Source organism: Streptomyces sp. NPDC028907 (assembly GCF_055564995.1).
This window is the reverse complement of record NZ_JBVHVE010000005.1, coordinates 39,352-56,757: the sequence shown is the minus strand read 5'-3', so window position 1 is coordinate 56,757 and position 17,406 is coordinate 39,352. Positions and strand designations below refer to the sequence as shown.

The 17,406-nt window shown below is 65.8% G+C and carries 12 protein-coding genes and 2 pseudogenes; 7 read left to right on the top strand and 7 right to left on the bottom strand.

Translation table 11 applies throughout. The features are described from left to right. Nucleotides 1-176: 176 nt before the first annotated feature. Nucleotides 177-455 (bottom strand): annotated as a pseudogene (locus ACZ4UU_RS16030) (transposase); the annotation flags it as partial. A 967-nt stretch (nucleotides 456-1,422) separates the two neighbouring features. Between ACZ4UU_RS16030 and ACZ4UU_RS16025 the strand changes: the two are divergent. Both ACZ4UU_RS16025 and ACZ4UU_RS16020 read left to right on the top strand, forming a co-directional pair. After that, nucleotides 1,423-1,725, top strand: coding sequence for a trypco2 family protein (locus tag ACZ4UU_RS16025; RefSeq protein WP_468040299.1), 303 nt, complete (start codon nucleotides 1,423-1,425; stop codon nucleotides 1,723-1,725). Nucleotide 1,726: 1 nt separating this feature from the next. Continuing rightward, complete coding sequence (locus ACZ4UU_RS16020) at nucleotides 1,727-2,731, top strand: trypsin-like serine peptidase (RefSeq protein WP_468040297.1); 1,005 nt, start codon at nucleotides 1,727-1,729, stop codon at nucleotides 2,729-2,731. Here ACZ4UU_RS16020 and ACZ4UU_RS16015 read toward each other — a convergent pair. The 3 genes from ACZ4UU_RS16015 to ACZ4UU_RS16005 form a co-directional block, all read right to left on the bottom strand. Further along, a complete protein-coding gene (locus ACZ4UU_RS16015; protein ID WP_468040295.1) occupies nucleotides 2,728-3,126 on the bottom strand; it encodes a hypothetical protein in 399 nt (132 codons plus the stop codon). The genes ACZ4UU_RS16020 and ACZ4UU_RS16015 overlap by 4 nt on opposite strands. Next, on the bottom strand, nucleotides 3,123-3,977 hold the full coding sequence (locus ACZ4UU_RS16010; protein WP_468040293.1) for an IS5 family transposase: 855 nt from the start codon (nucleotides 3,975-3,977) through the stop codon (nucleotides 3,123-3,125). Before ACZ4UU_RS16010 ends, ACZ4UU_RS16015 begins: the two co-directional genes overlap by 4 nt. Before the next feature lie 656 nt (nucleotides 3,978-4,633). After that, entirely contained in the window at nucleotides 4,634-5,014 is a 381-nt protein-coding gene (locus ACZ4UU_RS16005) for a hypothetical protein (protein WP_468041151.1), read from the bottom strand. On the opposite strand from ACZ4UU_RS16005, the gene ACZ4UU_RS16000 reads away from it, so the two are divergent. The 4 genes from ACZ4UU_RS16000 to ACZ4UU_RS15985 are packed head-to-tail and all read left to right on the top strand — an operon-like array spanning nucleotide 4,900 to nucleotide 9,873. Beyond that, a complete protein-coding gene (locus ACZ4UU_RS16000; RefSeq protein WP_468040291.1) occupies nucleotides 4,900-5,313 on the top strand; it encodes a VMAP-C domain-containing protein in 414 nt (137 codons plus the stop codon). The genes ACZ4UU_RS16005 and ACZ4UU_RS16000 overlap by 115 nt on opposite strands. Beyond that, the gene (locus ACZ4UU_RS15995; RefSeq protein WP_468040289.1) at nucleotides 5,310-6,281 is read left to right on the top strand and encodes an AAA family ATPase; all 972 of its coding nucleotides are present in this window, start codon (nucleotides 5,310-5,312) and stop codon (nucleotides 6,279-6,281) included. The genes ACZ4UU_RS16000 and ACZ4UU_RS15995 overlap by 4 nt, the downstream gene beginning before the upstream one ends. Then, on the top strand, nucleotides 6,214-8,796 hold the full coding sequence (locus tag ACZ4UU_RS15990; RefSeq protein WP_468040287.1) for an SAV_2336 N-terminal domain-related protein: 2,583 nt from the start codon (nucleotides 6,214-6,216) through the stop codon (nucleotides 8,794-8,796). Before ACZ4UU_RS15995 ends, ACZ4UU_RS15990 begins: the two co-directional genes overlap by 68 nt. Further along, the gene (locus ACZ4UU_RS15985; RefSeq protein ID WP_468040285.1) at nucleotides 8,797-9,873 is read left to right on the top strand and encodes an NB-ARC domain-containing protein; all 1,077 of its coding nucleotides are present in this window, start codon (nucleotides 8,797-8,799) and stop codon (nucleotides 9,871-9,873) included. A gap of 617 nt (nucleotides 9,874-10,490) precedes the next feature. Here ACZ4UU_RS15985 and ACZ4UU_RS15980 read toward each other — a convergent pair. From ACZ4UU_RS15980 to ACZ4UU_RS15970, 3 genes and pseudogenes are all read right to left on the bottom strand, one after another. Then, a pseudogene (locus ACZ4UU_RS15980) lies at nucleotides 10,491-11,679 on the bottom strand (3-deoxy-7-phosphoheptulonate synthase). A 560-nt stretch (nucleotides 11,680-12,239) separates the two neighbouring features. After that, nucleotides 12,240-12,665 (bottom strand): transposase, encoded by a 426-nt coding sequence (locus ACZ4UU_RS15975; protein WP_468040283.1) that lies wholly within the window; start codon nucleotides 12,663-12,665, stop codon nucleotides 12,240-12,242. A 1,265-nt stretch (nucleotides 12,666-13,930) separates the two neighbouring features. Then, nucleotides 13,931-14,140, bottom strand: coding sequence for a hypothetical protein (locus tag ACZ4UU_RS15970; protein WP_468040281.1), 210 nt, complete (start codon nucleotides 14,138-14,140; stop codon nucleotides 13,931-13,933). Nucleotides 14,141-14,577: 437 nt separating this feature from the next. On the opposite strand from ACZ4UU_RS15970, the gene ACZ4UU_RS15965 reads away from it, so the two are divergent. Then, nucleotides 14,578-17,403, top strand: coding sequence for a helix-turn-helix transcriptional regulator (locus tag ACZ4UU_RS15965; RefSeq protein WP_468040279.1), 2,826 nt, complete (start codon nucleotides 14,578-14,580; stop codon nucleotides 17,401-17,403). Nucleotides 17,404-17,406 lie beyond the last annotated feature (3 nt).

Sequence of the window (17,406 nt, the reverse complement as noted above, 5' to 3'; positions counted from 1 at the left end):
CCTCGCTCACCGTGTGCCTGCATGAAAGCCCCGGATATGCCTTTGCCCCCCTCCGGGCTGAAGACCATTGTGCTGCATATGGTGTGGGCACAGGGGCGGTTCAACGCCGGAGGTCACATCCGCTGGAGTGGTAAACCGACGGCCACTCAGCTTGGTTCTGAAGCTCCTATAGATCGTCAAGCGGCTGGGGATGCCGGTGGTCCGCTCCTGAAGGCGCTGGTGAGGTGGCGGTAGACCTCGCGCGCGACGAAGCGCTTGAGGCATCTGAGGATGTCCTTCGTCTTGAGCCCTTCGAGGGTGCGTCGTGCGACGTAGTCGCGGGTGCGTGGGTCGTGACGCATCCGGACCAGCACGATGGTGTGCAGTGCGCGGTTGGCCTGCCGGTCGCCGCCGCGGTTGAGTCGGTGGCGGTCGGTGCGGCCGGAGGAGGCTGGCACGGGTGCGGCGGCGCGCAGGTGGGTGAAGGAGGCTCCCAAGCAGGAATCGAACAGTCCCTTCACCGACCGTGACGGCTCTCCGTGATCGCTGCCAGAGCCCCGGAGGCGCCAGGCCAGCATGCCGCCCCGAGCAAGACGGAGAGGACGGCTTACGCCGTGCTGCTGCATGGACCGGCTGCACGCTCAGGCGACGCCGACGCGAGCCAGTGGCTGCTGCTGCGCGACCGCACAGCGAAGCGCATGTAACCGACGCACCAGCAGCAGCCACACTTCAGGAACGCGTCAGCCGCCCAAGACTCCGTCGAGGTAGTCCTGCACCGGGCCGTACAGGCCGCTGATCGCATCGCGAAGATCAACAACGCATGTGAGGTTGGCCGAACTCGCCCCATGGCGAATGGCGAAATGTTCGAGTATCCGTTCCCATCCGGGCCTGGCCCGGACCTCCTGGCAGGCGGCGACCATCGGCCGGTACGACTCGTATCCCGGCGGTACCACCTGAGCACAGCGCCACCGGTAGGCCCCGGCGCTGGCGAGGGCGGCAGCATCGGCATGCCGTGAAAGCGGCATGATCGGAAAGCAGGTCGAAGGACACTTGCCCTGATGTTGCGAGGACGAGCGATGTCCCTCACGGTCGGCGAAGTTGGGCCGAGGGCCGGGCCCTTCGGGTCACGGCAACTCGATGTTGAGGGCTGTTCGTGCAGCGGTCGGAAGTCCTTGTCCGGCCGGTGCTTGGACCCGGCATCTCTGCTCCAGACGTCCGTGCCCGGCTTCTCGCAGCGGCGCTCCGCGCAGCGCCCTCATTTCCGAGTTGGATCGGGTTCTCCTGCCCCTCTGTGCATCATCCGCTGAGCGACCATTGGCGGCTAACACACCCGAGCTGCATACGTTTTGCCGATTCCGGGGAGGGTTGACACACTGCTGCTCTGCGTCGTTCGGGTGAGCCGAGCGGCAGCGGCAACGGGGAGTGGAGTTGGGGACCATTGGGTTGGCCGCGGCCATCGAGGAGCTTCGGGAAGAGCTCTACCAAGCTCAGGCTCAGGGTGCCCAGCAGCAGTTCGCCTTCCAGATTGAGGAAGCCCAGCTAGAGCTGCTGCTCGAGCTACGCAATGGGGTTCATGGTGATGGCAAGCTGAAGTTCGGCGTGGCAACTGTAGGTGGGGGTGGCGAGCACTCAACTGCTCGTACGCACAGGCTGACGCTGAAGCTGCAGGTCAAGGACCGCGCCGCAGGTGGAACCAGCCCCGAGATCGGTCAGGGCGAGTCGGGATCCTGGGACGACGAGGATTGAGTTGGACGAGCGAAGACTAGCGCTCATCCGCGGCGGCGACGTTGGTACGTACCACCGCGTCGGCACCGGTTACCTGATCACACCCCGTCTGGTGCTCACTGCCAGACATGTTGTAGTGGACAAGAGTGACGGTAAGCCATGGCCGCGGATCGACATACGTGTAGGACACCCCCGAGAGTCCATCGAATCGCGCTGCAAAGCAACGGTGCTGTGGTACCCCGAAAACCGCGATGTCGCTTTGTTGCTGCTGAGACATCCGGTCAAGGTGTCTGGGACGGTGACATGGGGCCGCCCGGTCGGCAAGGCTCCGCTGCGCTACGACGCTCTCGGGTACCCGCTAGCAACTGTCAAAAACGGGCATCGCAACGTCGAACACCTGAGGGGAGAGTTGCCTCCCCTGGCCGGCGGAGCTGGCCCCCAAGACCTGTATGTCCTGGACCAACGCCTGGCCCCGGGGATGCGTCCGGATGGTCAGCAAGCGTGGTCCGGAGCTTCCGGCAGCGCGGTCTTTTGCGAGGGCCATCTCATCGGCGTGGTCATCCACGATGATGACGCGTTCGAGAACCGCCGCCTACGCGCCTGTCCGGCCCGCTCCTTCACCAGCGACCCCTATTTCGTCGATCTCTTGCAGGGATACGACGGTGCCCGTCCTCAACTGGTCGACATCAGCGCACCACCGTCATCAGCGGCGAACGCCGAATCCGAGGGGGACATCCCCTGCGACAGGCCGACCACCTTGTCGGCACTCACGGCGGCCGAAGAAGACCTCGTGCCCTTCCTTAGGAATCTGCTCGGCGACCCTGTCGCGCGTGCGGACAGCGTACGGGAACTGGGGCAGCGGCTTGGATACGGCGTGCCTGACGACTATGCACCGTCCGTTCTGGAAGTCGCACATCTGCTGTCGAGGCACCGCCGGGCACTGGCAACTCTCAGTGAGTCGCTGGCCTCGGGCTTGGGAAGCGACGTAGCGCGAACGGAGCTGACCAGTCTTCTCAGAGGGCGTTAAGTCCGTTTCTGATATTGGCCGCGTCCGGGTTGCTCAAGGAGCCCCTGGCGGACGAGTCGGCCCAGGCGGGAGCGGGTGACGTTGATCGAGGGCTCGTCGATAGGCAGGCCAAGGTGTTCGTGCAGATCGCGGACGCGGAACACCTTGTGGGGGTGCTCGTTGAACGCGGTCACGATGCGCTGGTAGACGGTGGCGTTCTCCGCGGGGGCGGGTTCGTGGTCGGGTGGGGCGAGGCCGTCGATGACTTTGCGGGTGGCGGCCAGTTCGGCCAGGCGGGCCTCGGTCTCGGTGAGGGCGGTGGTGAACTGTTCGATCTGTTCGCGCAGTTGGTCGGCGCGGGCGGCGGTCTCGTCGTGCTCGGCCTGCAGCAGCCGCAGGAGTTCGGAGACGTTCACGCGGCCAGCTCCATGTCGTCCCGCCAGGCGGGGCTCGGGACGGTCAGGCGCCGAAGCATGCCGGCGGTGGAGGCCCAGTAGACGCGGGAGGCCGCGTTGTCGGGCCTGTGGTCGTAGTCGCGGGCCAGATGCCGGTGCAGCATGAGGGTGCCGTTGGCCTGCTCGACCACCCACCGCTTCGGTTGCGGGACGAAGCCCTTGCCCTCGTCGGCGGGGTTGCGCCGGACCACCTCGACGGTGACGTCGTTCACCGCGCCATGGATGATCACGGCGTCTTTGAAGCCCTGGTCGACCAGGGCCTTCTCCAGGCGCAGCCCGCACCGCTCCACCGCCTGGTCCAGCAGGGCGATGCCGGCCTCGTTGTCGTGCGCGGAGGCGGGCAGGACCACCACGCCGATGATCAGGCCCAGCACGTCCACGGCGAGCCCGCGCTTCCTGCCGGGTGTCTTCTTGTTCGCGTCCAGTCCCGTCGTCTTCTTCGGCACGCCGGCCGCCACGCGGACGGACTGGGTGTCGATGATCACCAGGGACGGGTCCTCTAATCGTCTGGACCGCTCCCGCACCTGGCAGCGCAGGATCTCCTGGATCCGCTGGTCAAGGCCGTCCTGGCGCCACAGGGTGAAGTAGTAGAACACCGCAGACCAGGCCGGGAGGTCGTGTGGCAGGAGCCGCCACTGACAGCCCGTCCGGTTCTGGTAGAGCAGCGCGTTCACGACCTCGCGCAGGTCGCAGGAGCCCGGATCCCCGGTCGCCGACCGCGCCACCCGCTCCTGCTTCCACGCGGTGACCAGCGGCTCGATCAACGCCCACTGCTCATCGGACAAGTCGGTTGCGTACGGCATCCGTTCCATGCCCGGGACTCCATCATGCACACGACACGACACGACGCGAGCGTGGAACCGTCCCATCACCCACGAACGAGCGACACTACATCATCAGGAACGGGACTTAACGCCCTCTCATACGTGGCCGCGTCTGTGGAAACAGCTTGTTGTTGTCGGTCGGCGAACACAAGCGGCTCATGGCCGAGTTGCGTGGGATCGTTGAGACCGACCCCACGCTGGTACCGCGTGCCGCCCGCGAGGCACTGCGGTTCACTCCTCTACCCGAGGTCTTGCAGCGGGGCAAGCTGCATGCCGATGATCTCGAACTCGCCGTGGAGGAATTAGAGGCCATTTCGGACAGCGCCGCAGTTCCCGACGGAACGCCGCAGGTGCCAGCCTTGCTGCGTCTAGTCGAATACGTCGCAGCAACCGTGGACGACGTACCCAGGGATGCGCTGCAGGAATGGAACAAGCGCGTGGCCTTCCGGCTCGGCATACATGACTCGGCGCTCGGGGAGCGCCGAAATGACGCACATCGCTGGGCGGCCTGTCTTCCCGCGCCGGTGTCCCGGATCCAGGTGCAGTTGAGCCGCGACACCGGTGATCCCGAAGGCCAGTGCCGATGCACGGTCTCGCTCCTCCGTAAGGACAGCTCTCCGATCCCACTCCTCTCCACCACAGACTCATTGCGGACAGCGGAGGAGGTGGCAATGCTCGTACGGGACGCGGTCGAGAGTATCCAATCCGAACCCGGCCAGAAGCACCACGTACCACACGTGAACGTCGTGGTGTCCTTGAAGGACCTGGACTTGCCCGTCGACGAATGGATTCCGGGCCAACTGAATGAATTCTTTCCCGCCAAGCCCCTGGGGGCGCATTTCCCACTCACGCTTAGCTGCCCCGAGATAAGCGAAAAGGTTCCGTCCCGGGAGAACCATCGCCGTCGCCGATGGGAGGACGGGAACGATACACCGTTGGTTATCGATCAGAATTGCACCACCGATTACGAAGTCGACCGCCTGCTGCAGCACGACCACCACGCCACCCGGCAGGTCGTGTTGCACGGGCCCCTGCTCAGCGCGCCCGGCTGCTGGGACTGTGCCTCGCCCTGGGCGTTCCGGTGGTGCTGTGGGACCGGGCGGCCGAAACGTACGAGCACGCGTCCCGGCTTGAGCCGTTGGAGCCCACGAGGCAGCTTCATGACCTGCCTGACCGTGTCCATCGTTACCGAGGTCGTGCCTGCGGCGCCCCCGTACAGTACCCGGCCCGGCCTTCGCTGGTGTGGGAGGACATGGCCCCCGCCCCGATGGGCGGGCTGCAATTACTGGAGCCGACCCCCCTGGAAGGAGACGCTCCCTCATGACAACGACAGACACCGGAATGAGCGCGTCGGATGGCGGATGGAGGCTCTTCCGCGGCGACGGGACGACCCGCCGTGAGGAGTTCCCCCAGGCCCCACCATGGCGTCGGTTTGCCCCGTCCCGGGAAGGCGCCGCCCACCCAGCGCCTTACCTGATCGGGGCCGCCGAGGCCGATATCGTGAACGCCGCCCTTCACCTGCGTCGGCCGTTGCTGGTGACGGGGTATCCGGGCACCGGCAAGTCCTCGCTGGCGCATGCCGTCGCGCACGAGCTGGACCTTGGCCGAGTGCTGCACTGGCCGGTCAACAGTCGTTCGACTCTGCAGGAGGCATTGTATCGGTACGACGCCGTCGGCCGACTGCGAGAGGCGAACCTGCGCCGCGACCGCATTGACGCCGACCCCGGGATTGGCGATTACGTCAGGCTGGGCCCCGTGGGCACCGCCCTCGTCCCCCGCGACCGGCCAAGGGTGTTGCTCGTCGACGAACTGGACAAGGGCGATGTTGACCTGCCCAATGACCTGCTGACTGTCTTCGAGGAGGGCGAATTCGAGGTGCCGGAACTCGCCCGGCTGCGCGAGGACGATTCCATCGTCGAGGTCCTGACCGACGACCCCGACGAACGTGTCCCGGTCACGCGAGGCCGGATCGGCTGTACGGAGTTCCCTATCGTGGTCATCACCAGCAACGGTGAGCGAGACTTCCCTCCGGCATTCCTCAGGCGCTGCATCCGGCTCGAACTGCCCGAGCCCGACGAGCAGAGACTGCGCGACATCATCGAATCACATCTGGGCGCCGACGCCGTTGATGACATCGACGGCTTGCTTCGGGAGTTCCTGGGGCGGCGGGCACGGGGCGAGCTGGCCACAGACCAGTTGCTCAACGCGGTCTTCCTCCGCAAGGGTGGGGTGGATCTCGACGCTGACGACCTCCTCGACGCTGTATTGCACCGACTTGGCGGGACGGTGTAGCAACGTGCCCGGCCGCCTCCGGCGCGTACTGGCTGACAGCGGGGTAGACCTCTCCGACGAAGAGCTTCTCGACATACTGTGGCTGGCCGAACGCCTTCCACAGGACCGGGAAGCCCCCCTGACACGTGCGGTGCGGCACTCCGTCCCTCCGCCCTCCACCTTCCCTGAGGATCCTGTTCCGTCCGCGGAGGACGAGGCGATTTCGCCGACCCCTCCGTCCAGTTCGCCATCGAAGCGAGGAGCACGGAAGTACGGCGAGCCGCTGCACGCTGCAGCGATACCCGGTGCGTCCGGTCCCGGAGCCCAGGACCGCCCAGGCCCGCGAGCCTTGCCCGTGCGGGCGCCTGGAGCGAAGTCTCTGGAGGCGCATGAGCTCCGACTCGGCCGAGCCCTGCGGCCGTTGAAGCGGTGGCTGCCGGATCACGGCAAACAAGAGCTCGACGAAGCACGGACCGTCACCGCCATGGCCGAGACGGGGCTGCCCGACGTCGTACTGCGGGCGTCACCCACCCGCTGGCTCGCCCTCGCCCTGTTGGTGGACGACAGCGTCTCCATGCTGCCGTGGCAGCGTCTGGCCTCGGAGGTGCGGGCTCTGATGGAGCGCACTGGGGCGTTCCGCAGCCTCCGTGTGTACGGGCTGGACAGCCGGAGCCCGCAGGGCCCCATACTCCGTCGCCCGTACGAGGGCAACGGCGTGCCCCTGCCGCCGGCCATGTTGAACGATCCCGCGGGAAACACCCTAATCCTCGTCGTAAGCGACGGCGTCGGCTCGGCCTGGCGGGACGGCCGGATGTGGGCAACGCTGGGGGCCTGGGCTCGACAGGGCCCGACAGCGATCGTCCATGCGCTGCCCGCCCGTCTGTGGCAAGGGTCGGGTATCCGGGCCCAGCAGTGGCAGGTGACCACGCGGCGGCGTGGCGGCCCATCCAGTACCTGGCAGGTCTCGGACCCGGTGCTCCCCCCGGACCTGGTGGCCTTCGAAGGCGATCCGGTGCCGGTCCTGGAGCCGGAGCCCGCGGCCTTGGGGACGTGGGCGCGCGTGGTCGCGTCGCCAGGCACCACAGCCGTGCTGCCCCTGCTGGCGGACGGCGGAGCGCAGCCCTCACGTCCGTACGCCGCCACACGGCAGACCGACATGCAGGAAGCCGTGCTGCGGTTCCGGCACGCTGCGTCCCCGGAGGCTTACCGACTGGCAGCCCACCTCGCAGCCGTCGCGCCTGTGTCAGTGCCGGTCATGCACCTGGTGCAGGCGGCCTTGGGTCCGCCGACGGACACCGGGCACCTGGCAGAAGTCTTCCTGGGCGGTCTGATGCAGCGCGCCGAGCTGGCCGGCCCCACCTGGCCGGCCGGGCACGGCTTCTTCGACTTCCCCGAGGAGGCCCGGCGCATCCTTCTGGGGACCGTGCCCGGCCACGAGCTGCTGCGCACGACCCGTGCGATTGCAGACCGGCTCGGCCAACTGTCCGGCCGATCGCCCGGCTTCCCTGCCTGGCTCAGCCATACGCAAGGGCCGGACCATCTGAGCGACGGCAGTCGGCCCTTCGGCTGGTTGGACAGCAGGCTGATGACACGGCTGGGGGTGCGGCCCCCGGCCACGCAGCCTGAAGCAGAGCCCGAGCCCGGGCTCCAGAAGCGATCCACCGGGCAGCATATGTCGCTGCCGGAACCCGCAGGCCAGGGTGATGCGCTCCGCTTCAGCATCCTTGGCCCAGTCCAGGCCTGGCGTAGCGGAACACCTTTGGATCTGGGGCCTCCTAGGCGGCAGGCGGTGCTGACCGCGTTACTGCTCCGGCAAGGGGCCGTGGTGGGCCATCAGCAGCTACTCGACTCGGTGTGGGGGGCACAGCCACCCGCCAGTGGTCCCAAGGTGCTGTCGAGTTACATCAACCCACTTCGCAGGGCGCTCGACACAGCAGGCATCCAGCCCACGGAGTCGGTAATCCGCAGCGGCAAGGGCTGGTACCGCTTCGTCGTCGAGGGAGTCCGGCTCGATACGGCAGACCTGGCCCACCTGAGCGACGAGGCGATGCGCACCAGGGCGTCCGGCGACCTGGCCACCGCCGCCGACCAGTTGTCCGCGGCCATCGGGCTGTTCCGGGGCGAGCCCCTGGCCGGCCTGCCGGGGCCGTTCGCGCAGGACGAGCGGGCGCGGCTGCTGGAGCGCCGACGGTCGCTACGGCGGGAGTGGCTCGAGTGCCTGGTCCTGTTGCACCGGTTCGGCGAAGTCCTGGACGATATCGGCGGCACGCCAGCGTCCGAGTATGAACGGTACGACGAGTCGATCTTGGCCTTGCGCATGCGGGCTCTGTACGGCCGCCAACGTCAGGCCGAAGCGCTCAAAGTCTATGAGGAGATGCGCGTACGGCTGCGTGACGAACTCGGTGTCGATCCAGGTGAGGAGCTTCGCCGGGTGCACGAAGCGGTGCTGCGCCAGGACGACGCGTTTCTCCTTCGTCAGGCAGCGGCCTCGCCGGTACGCCCGAGAGCACTTGCGGAGTCCGCTCGTGCTCCGTAGGTGCCCGAAGAACTCCCCCGCGACGCCGCCGGATTCGCTGGCCGCACCGACATACTCGCCCGACTGCACGCCCTGTTGCCCCCGGAACAAGGCCAAGAGCCCGCAAACGTCGTGGCCATCTTCACCATCGGCGGCGCCGCCGGCATCGGCAAGACTACGCTGGCCGTGCACTGGGCACATCAGGTGCGGGACCGTTTCCCGGACGGCCAGTTGTACGTGAACCTGCACGGTTTCGACCACGATCGGCCGCCGCTCGAGTCAGGCGAAGCCCTGGAGTTGCTGCTGCGCAGCCTAGGGCTCGTGGCGTCGGAGATCCCCGTGAGTGCCGAAGCCCGGGGCCGCGTATACCGGACCTTGCTGGCGGGCCGACGCCTGCTCGTCCTGCTGGACAACGCGGCCTCGGCCGAGCAGGTTCGTCCGCTGCTCCCGAGTAGCCCGTCCTGCTGCGTCGTTGTCACCAGCCGCAACCGGCTCGGCGATCTCGTGGCTCGCGACGGCGCCCACGCGCTCCCGCTGGAACTCCTCCTGCCGGCCGAGGCCCGCGCCCTGTTGAGCCGGGCTCTCGGCGCGGACCGGCTATCCGCCGAACCGCAAGCGGCCGACGAACTGATCCGGCTCTGCGGCAGCCTTCCGCTGGCGCTGCGCGCAGCCGCCGCAAGGCTGGCTGGCGATCCAAGTCTGAGTCTGGCCGACCTCATCACCGAGATGACCGAGGGCAACCGGTTGGAGGCGCTGGAGCCGGACGGTGACGACAACTCCTCATTGCGTGGGGCCCTTTTCGCGTCGTACCGAGTGCTGTCGCCTGCCGCGCGCCGACTGTTCCGCCTGCTTGGTCTCTTCCCCGGGCCGGAGTTCACTGCCGAAACGGCAGCATCCCTCCTGGACGCGCCGTTGTCGCAGGCCCGCCGCCTGGTCGGTTCCTTGGCAGCCGCCCATGTAATTGAACCTGTGACGGTGGGTCGATACCGTTTCCATGAGCTCCTTCGGGATTATGCGCGGGAGCGAGCGCAGATGGAGGAAACAGCAGCTGATCGTGACGCCGCGTTGAATCGAGTCAAGCACGGAGATCGTCTGTAGCGACCACAGCCTGACTCTGCAGAATCTGGGCTGGGTCTACTGGGATTCCGCCGTCTGAACGACGGCCTTGACGCCCTGGACCCGAAGTGGGCGACGACCGGGGTGGCTGATACGTGACCACTGCGCCACGATGCTGGACGCCGTCGCGCGGATCAACCTTGAGCTCGGTCGCCATGTCCCGCCTCGCGGCCACGTGACCGGCGCCGAGGCCGAGTCGAGAGCTCCGGCGCTCCGGCGATGGAGTGAGGAAGGCAGGACGAGGCGTAGAGGCTCTCTACCCGCGCGCAGGTTGCCGCGGCCCGCGTGGACACGCACCCGGTCATGGGGCTGACGGTGTCCTGCAGGTGTACCTGACCCGATACATCGCCGATCCGCCGGACGACATCGATCCGGAGCCCGGCACGCTCGATCTTCATCTGTGGGCACTCGACCCGCCCGTGTGGGAAGCCCACCGTGCCCCCGAGCGGCATCGACGACCTCGCCGCGCCGGCCCGCACCCGCCTCAAACGCATACACGTGGAGAGGAGTTGAGCACTCCCGCCTCACCCGCCTCCGAGCGGAGTTCATTTGCCACCCAGCCCGAACCGAACGATCACGCCCGGAAAGCGGATGACGTCTCAGTGATCCGGATCGGACCATGCAGAGACCAGTTCGACGGCCTGCTCGCGGTTGAGCCGGGGGTCACACAGGCTCGTTCGCCGAGCGCGGCCGGTATCGAAGACCGATAGGTCAGCCACACACTCGACGACGTCATCCGGTGTGGTCTCCAAGTGCAGCCCGCCCGCCACTCCGCCAACGGCGGAAACGGCCTGTCGGAACGCCCTGATTTCCTCCACCAGGATGTGCAGCAGACGGGTCTTGTGGCCGTCCGGAGCGATGATGGTGTTTCCGTGCATGGGGTCACAGAGCCAGATCACCGGATGACCCGCCAGTCGGACCGCCTCGACTAGGGGGGGGCAGACACTCGGAGACCGCCTCTGCACCCATGCGTGCGATCAAGGTGAGCCGACCGGGCTCCCGGAGAGGGTCGAGCCGCTCGCACAGGGCGGTGATCTCGCTCTCGGTCATGGTGGGACCGACCTTCACGGCAACGGGATTGATGACGTCGGCCATCAAGTCCACGTGGGCGCCGTCCAGTTGCCGGGTCCGCTCGCCGATCCACGGCCAGTGGGTGGAGCCGAGCAGACAGCGGCCATCGCTCAGGTCACGGACCATCGGCAGTTCGTAGTCGAGGATGAGCGCCTCATGACTCGTCCACATCGCGGGTTCGATACGCGGCCGGTCCGCGTAGCTGGTCGGCGCGCCCCACCCCAGGTGGCCCATGATGTCGTTGGCCGTCATATAAGCCGTCAGGAGACGCAAGAGATCATGACGGCGGCTCTCCGGATCGGCCTCCGGGCCATTGACCATGTGGCCCCGGTAGACGGGCAGGTCCAGGCCTCCGACCCGCTCCACCGGCTCCGAGCGCGGCTTGGCGAACTGGCCCGCTATGCGGCCGACTCGTACCACCGGCTTCTGGGTGGTCATTTTCAGCGTGGCCGCCAGCAAATCCATCAAAGCGCACTTGCGCCATACGTGTTCCGCCGTGCACTCCTCCGGATTCTCCGCACAATCCCCAGCCTGCACCACATGGGCCTCACCCCGGGCGACCCGCGCCAAAAGTCCAAGCAGTCTGCGCACATCCTCGATCCGGACCAGCGGCGGTCGGCCGGCGAGAATCGCCCGTACACGCTCGACCTGTGACGGATCGGCCCATTCGGGCTGCTGCCGGGCCGGCTTGTGAACCTGAGTGGCGGAGCTTCCCAAGACGACCTCCAGCGAGATATTGATAAAAGAATGGCTGTGAGCGCAGGAGGGCTGTAGGGAAACCCTCATACAGTCCCTTCCGGACACCGGAAGGGACTGGACAGGAAAGTCACACTCCCACCAACTTCGTGGGAAATTTTCACTTCCGTGAATTGCTGATCATAATTCTCAGCCTCCGGCACCATCAGCCGTTACGCAAGGAACCCAGGCCCCAAGGATCTGTCTAAGATTTTCATTCGCCCAGACCTCCCCTCAACCCCTAGACATCCCCTAGCAGCCCCAGCCTTTGCTTCACCCCACCAGGCCGACACGGCACTGAACCAGGGATCCGAGTCTCACGCCGACAGCATCCTCATTTGGATTAACCCTGGGTATTCAACGGAATTGGGCGATCTGACGCTCCGATAGCAGAAAGGTGCCTCTGACGCGTAAATAGTGCATGGTCAGGGTGGGTGTGGGCAGGGTTGGGTGCCCGGTGGCCGTGGAGGCTCAAGGTGTTCAGGGTTGCTGGTCAGGTGGTGTTCTCCCTCGGGTTGAGGGTGACGGTGCAGCCGAGTTGGTTAAGCGTGGTGATGGCCCGGCGGGTGGCGCGTTCGGGGTCTCGTTGGGTGAAGTAGGCGCCGCCGAGTTCCTTGGTAGGCGACGTTGTCGGTGAGGATGTGCCAGATCGCGGTGATGATCGAGTGCTCGACGGCGACCAGGGCTTCGAGTGGGCCGCGGCCGGCGGTCAGCCGCTTGTAACGGGCTTGCAGATAGGTGTCCTTGGTTCTGGCTGCGCCGAACGCGGCGATGCCGAGGGCGCCCTTGAGGTAGGGGTTGCCGGGTCGGACTTTCGTATTCTTGGTGCGGTCGGCGGACTCGTGGTGGCCGGGGCAGACCCCGGCCCAGGACGCGAGGTGTTTGGCGGAGACGAACCGGGTTAGGTCGAGGGCGCCGCGAAAGGGTGCCATCGCCTCTTCGATGTGTCCGGTGAGCTGGTCGATCATCGTGGTGAGCTGGTGGTAGTGGTCCAGATGCAGGCGGGTCAGGAACGCGTGGTGTTCGCCGGAAGCGTCCGGCGAGGGTCTCGGTGAGTTCGGGGATCTTGTTGCGAAGTTTGCGTTTGGCCAGGTCCGCGAGGACCTGTGGGTCGGCTTCGCCGCCGATGAGGGCTTCGAACCGATGGTTGCGCATCGACGCGACCTGGCCCTGAGCAAAAGCGTTCACGACCTGCTGGCAGCGGCTCACCGCCCTCCCGGCTGTCACCTGACGGCCGGGCACCGCCGCGACAAGGACCAGGAAGGAGACAAACCGGCAGGACTCCGGGCCCGTGGAACCCGGCGCACCCGCGGTGTCACGCTACGGTCCACCTCGAACGGCCCGAGGACATTACGGGCGAACTGCCGAGCAAGTCAGCCACCGAACCCCGCTGACCGATGTGTGACGCGCGCAACCGAAACCTTTCCCTCCACCCGACCAGGGCCCGATCCATCAGCCCGGCAGCGTCCCACGCATGAAGCGAAGCCAGCCTCACCGATTACTTGCGGCATGAACCGACCGCTGCAGCAACCCAGATCACCGAGTACACACAGATGAATCCTTGGGTAACGTTTCAGCCATTCACTACTTTTACAAAGACTCATTAACGACGCCAGACGGTCGTTCGCCAATACCGACTCCCAGGGAGATTGCGAAGTCGCGGTGATCTCTCGAATGCGCAGGTCACGGCGGTATGACGATGCTGGTCGGGTGTGCGTGAAGCGGAATCGAGAACCTCTACGAACGGATGCGGACCATGCCCTGGAGGAAAGCGACGGCGAAGTTCTACGACCGCACCGAAGGGCCCCGGCCGTAAGGAGACCCGGGTCGACCTGACCAGCCGCCAGGCGCCCCCCGAACGGATCGCAAGTGATCAAACCGGACAAGTCGCTCAAATGCCGGGGCCTGCCACAGCCTTCCGTCCCTACGGGCGGCCACTGGCCCTCCTCGGCCTCAACTGACCTGCGCCGATAAGCGATCACTAAGGACTTTGCAATCGCCTTATACCGACTCCCGCGTCCACGACACACGAGAGACCCCCGAAACCTCCGGATGAGGACCGGCAGTACTCCAGTAGCAATCGCCGCCTCCCAATTCACTTCCGGGGTACAGGAGGCGCCTGGGGAACCACTCCTAGAATGGGATGGACCCCGAAAAGACTCTCACTCCCGTGGCTCGATGCACACCATTAACAGACAAGGACCTCCATGAATTCCGTTCGAAGTAATAAATCTCACTTCTTCACGTGGCTCACCACAGGACTCGCCGTGATCGCCGCTACCTGCGTAATCATCGTCACCGCCCCGACGGCAGACAAAAGTACGCAAGCCGACGCACCATGGGACTGCAACCGCGACGGGGCGGTTTGCAGCCCCTTCTGATCCGCGAATTCGAACCGCTCATCACTTTCTTCGGGTGGACGGATCTCGTTCACCATTCCCATCAGTTGCCCGCCTCCTGTGCATTCAGGTTCTCAGCCGAGACTACGCCTCAACAGCCAAAGACGGAGACTTGACGACGATCACCGCACGCCGCAACATACGGGAATACCCGCAAGGCAGGGGCGCTGTTTCACCGATCGCCCTGAGCGTGAACGGGCTCGGTGCGCAGAATCCCCAAGAATCATCTGGACAAGGAAATAAACTGAAGCGCCCGGGCGGTAGTGCAAAAAACATGGCGTGGCACGCGGCTTATTTCCACAGAACCAGTCGCAGGCCCCCCACACACAATCGCCAATCAAAGCCGGAAGACGCTTCTCAACAGACTCGTCCGACGTGCCGTCTTGCATATCGTCTGGATCAGACTACACGGTCAGCGTCACGTTCGATCACATTGGCCCTCCCGGCTGCGAATTTCTCTTACGAGAGGAATACCCCCGCAGTGACACCCTTCTACAAGAAGCCACCATCCCTGCCTGTGCTGATCCCCAGGTTCACGTCGCAGCATGAAGAGAACGGCCTCCTGCTCGTCCGAGGGCCGAAGTGCTCAGGAAAGACCACGTTTCTCAGCAGGATCAGTGATTCGGCCGCCGGCTCCGGAGCACTTATCCTGTGGGCGACCTGCTGGCCAAGTGAACACGAACTGCCCTTCTATGTGCTGCGCCAGGTACTGGACCAGCTAGAGGAGGCGGGCGAGGCGGCCATGACCCCGGCCGAGATCCTCCACACGACGAATCGCGAGGAAGACAGCCGATGGGCCGTCACGATCGTCCATGAGCAGGTGTACCGCCGGCTTCTGGATGTGGCGGCGAGGCGTCCCCTCCTCATAGCGGTCGACGACATCAATCATGTCGACCTTCCCTCACAGGATTTCCTGCGCTTCCTCGCACGGCGCCTGAAGGGAACGCGCATCAAACTCGTACTGGCCGAACAGACGGGTCAAACCGTATGCCACAGCTCCGGTCTTCGTACGGACGTGATGCGACTGCCATACACCCAGGTGGTCCGGCTGGGACTGCTGTCCCGCGAGCAGCTCGCCAAACGGATCGGGGAGCATGCCGACGTCACCCGTGATCCCGCGGCAAGGACAGCCACGGAGCGGATCGCCGCCCACATCCACGACCTCACCGGCGGCAACGTCCTCCTGGCTGGGCTCCTCTCGGCCAAATACCTCGCGGCAGCCGGCCGTGGCGGGAACGAGCCGACCGTCGACGGTGATTTCTACGAGACCGTCCGCATCATGATCGACGGCAGCGGCATCCCCGGAATCAGCCGCGGGGCACGGGCGGCCGCTGTCCTGGGCCGCTTCTGCTCTCCGCAGCGCCTGGCCCGTTTACTCAACGGGGACCCCGTGTCGGCCGAGTGCGTTCTTCGTGGGCTCGAGGACCTGGGCATGATGCACGGAACACGTCTTCGAGAGCAGATAGGCCTGGCGCTTATCGACGACCAGAACTTCCCTGAGCTCACCGAGTTACACCTCAAGGCAGCGCACATCCTGTTCAACGACGGCGTTTCAGTGGAGTACGTGGCACAGAATCTGACAGCCGCCGGAAAAATCGAGAAGCCGTGGGACCTTCCACTCGTCCTGGCACTCATCGGCCGCACGTTGGAAGAGGACACCACCGACGTGGTCGACGACCTGCTGACGCTTACTCAGGCCTCCACACTCACAGCCGACGAGTGCTCGGCGGTGGAGATGCTCCTTCTGCGCAACGTATGGCTGAAAGATCCGGCGCTGGCGGCCACTCTTGTGTCGCCGCTGGTCGCGGCCGCGCGCCGTGGCACCCTCGGGCTGGCCGACCTGGCGTTCCTGGTCCGGGCAACGGCTCTGCTCGGGTTCCCGGACCACGCCTCGGAGTTGATGTCTATGCTGCGCGAGCGGCCCTCCGAGCCGGGGGCGCAGAGCGAGGTGATGCTCGCAGAGGTGCTGTACAGCTTCTGGCACAGTGTTCTGCCCCGTCATCCCCGCACCGATCTCCACGTTCCGGCCGAACCGCCTAGTCCGTGGGCATCCGCCAAGCAGAGCGACGTCCTGGCCATGTGCCAGCACGCATGGCTGCAGACGGTCCAGTACAAAGTTCCCGACCTGCTGAAGTCGGGAGACCGGGCCGGGGCGATCTTCGTGGCGGAGCAGATCCTCGAAGGCGTCCAGCTCAAGAGGTCCGGGGTGGAGCCCTTTCTTGTGGCCTGTTGGGTGCTGGAATCCGTGAACGCACTCCCCCTGGCCCGGAAATGGTGCATCAGGCTGTCCGAGGCACTCGTTGATCACCCCTCCCCCGTCTGGAAAGCTCTCCTCTCCGCTGTCCAGGCCATGACCTCAGCGGCCCTGGGTGACCTCGCCGATGCGTACCGGCTGCTCCAGGAGGCACTGGCGCACAAGCCCTGGGACAAGTGGGGGGCCCTGACCGGGCTGATCGGTGGGGTGCTGGTGGGGATCCTCACCGAAATGGGAAGGTACGAGGAAGCAGCGGACGTGCTCGACCGTCCGCTCCATCCGTCGGTTTTCCAGGGACTGTGCAGCTTGCACTACGTACGCGCCCGCGGTCGGCATCATCTGGCGCTCGGCCGACTGCACGCCGCGGTGGCCGACTTCGAGAGCTGCCGGGACGCGTCCGCTTACCTGAATGTCGAACTGCCCTTGGTCGTGCCCTGGCGATGCGACATGGCGGAGGCGTACCTGAAGATGGGGAACGTCCAAGGGGCCCGGGCCCTCCTCGACGAGCAGCTCAGTCTGCTCCCCGAGGGGGAAACGGCCATTCACGGAGCGACGCTGCGCCTGCTCGCCAGGACCCATGAGGCCGACCAACGGATCTGCCTCCTCAAGATGTCGGCGGACGAGTTGGAGGCCTGCGGAAGCCGACTGGAACTCGCCCACACCTTGACCGAGCTCGCCTTCGCCTACCGGGAGATCTCACGCCTCAACCTGGCCCGGATGGCGATGAGGCGAGCGCAGCGTATGGCACAGCAGTGTGATGCGGGCAGGCTACAGCAACTGATCACCGTGGACACCGCCAGCAGTACCGCCCGGGACGAGGGACCCGTCGAGAGCCATACCGAGTTAGACAAACTCAGCTCCGCCGAACGGCGGGTTGCGCTCCTGGCCATCCAAGGGCACACGAACCGGGAGATCTCGGCGAAACTCTTCATCACCCCCAGCACGGTGGAGCAGCATCTGACACGGATCTACCGGAAGCTGAGGGTCCAGCGCCGGGATGATCTCGAGAACCGGTTCTCCTCGGTGTTCGTGGGGGCCGACTGCCCCATGTGAGGC

Bases quoted from the DNA above. Each gene is read 5' to 3' on its own strand.
- ACZ4UU_RS16010 (WP_468040293.1), bottom strand. From the start codon at position 3,977: ATGGAACGGATGCCGTACGCAACCGACTTGTCCGATGAGCAGTGGGCG.
- ACZ4UU_RS16000 (WP_468040291.1), top strand. From the start codon at position 4,900: ATGGGAGGACGGGAACGATACACCGTTGGTTATCGATCAGAATTGCAC.
- ACZ4UU_RS15995 (WP_468040289.1), top strand. From the start codon at position 5,310: ATGACAACGACAGACACCGGAATGAGCGCGTCGGATGGCGGATGGAGG.
- ACZ4UU_RS15975 (WP_468040283.1), bottom strand. From the start codon at position 12,665: ATGATCGACCAGCTCACCGGACACATCGAAGAGGCGATGGCACCCTTT.
- ACZ4UU_RS15970 (WP_468040281.1), bottom strand. From the start codon at position 14,140: ATGGGAATGGTGAACGAGATCCGTCCACCCGAAGAAAGTGATGAGCGG.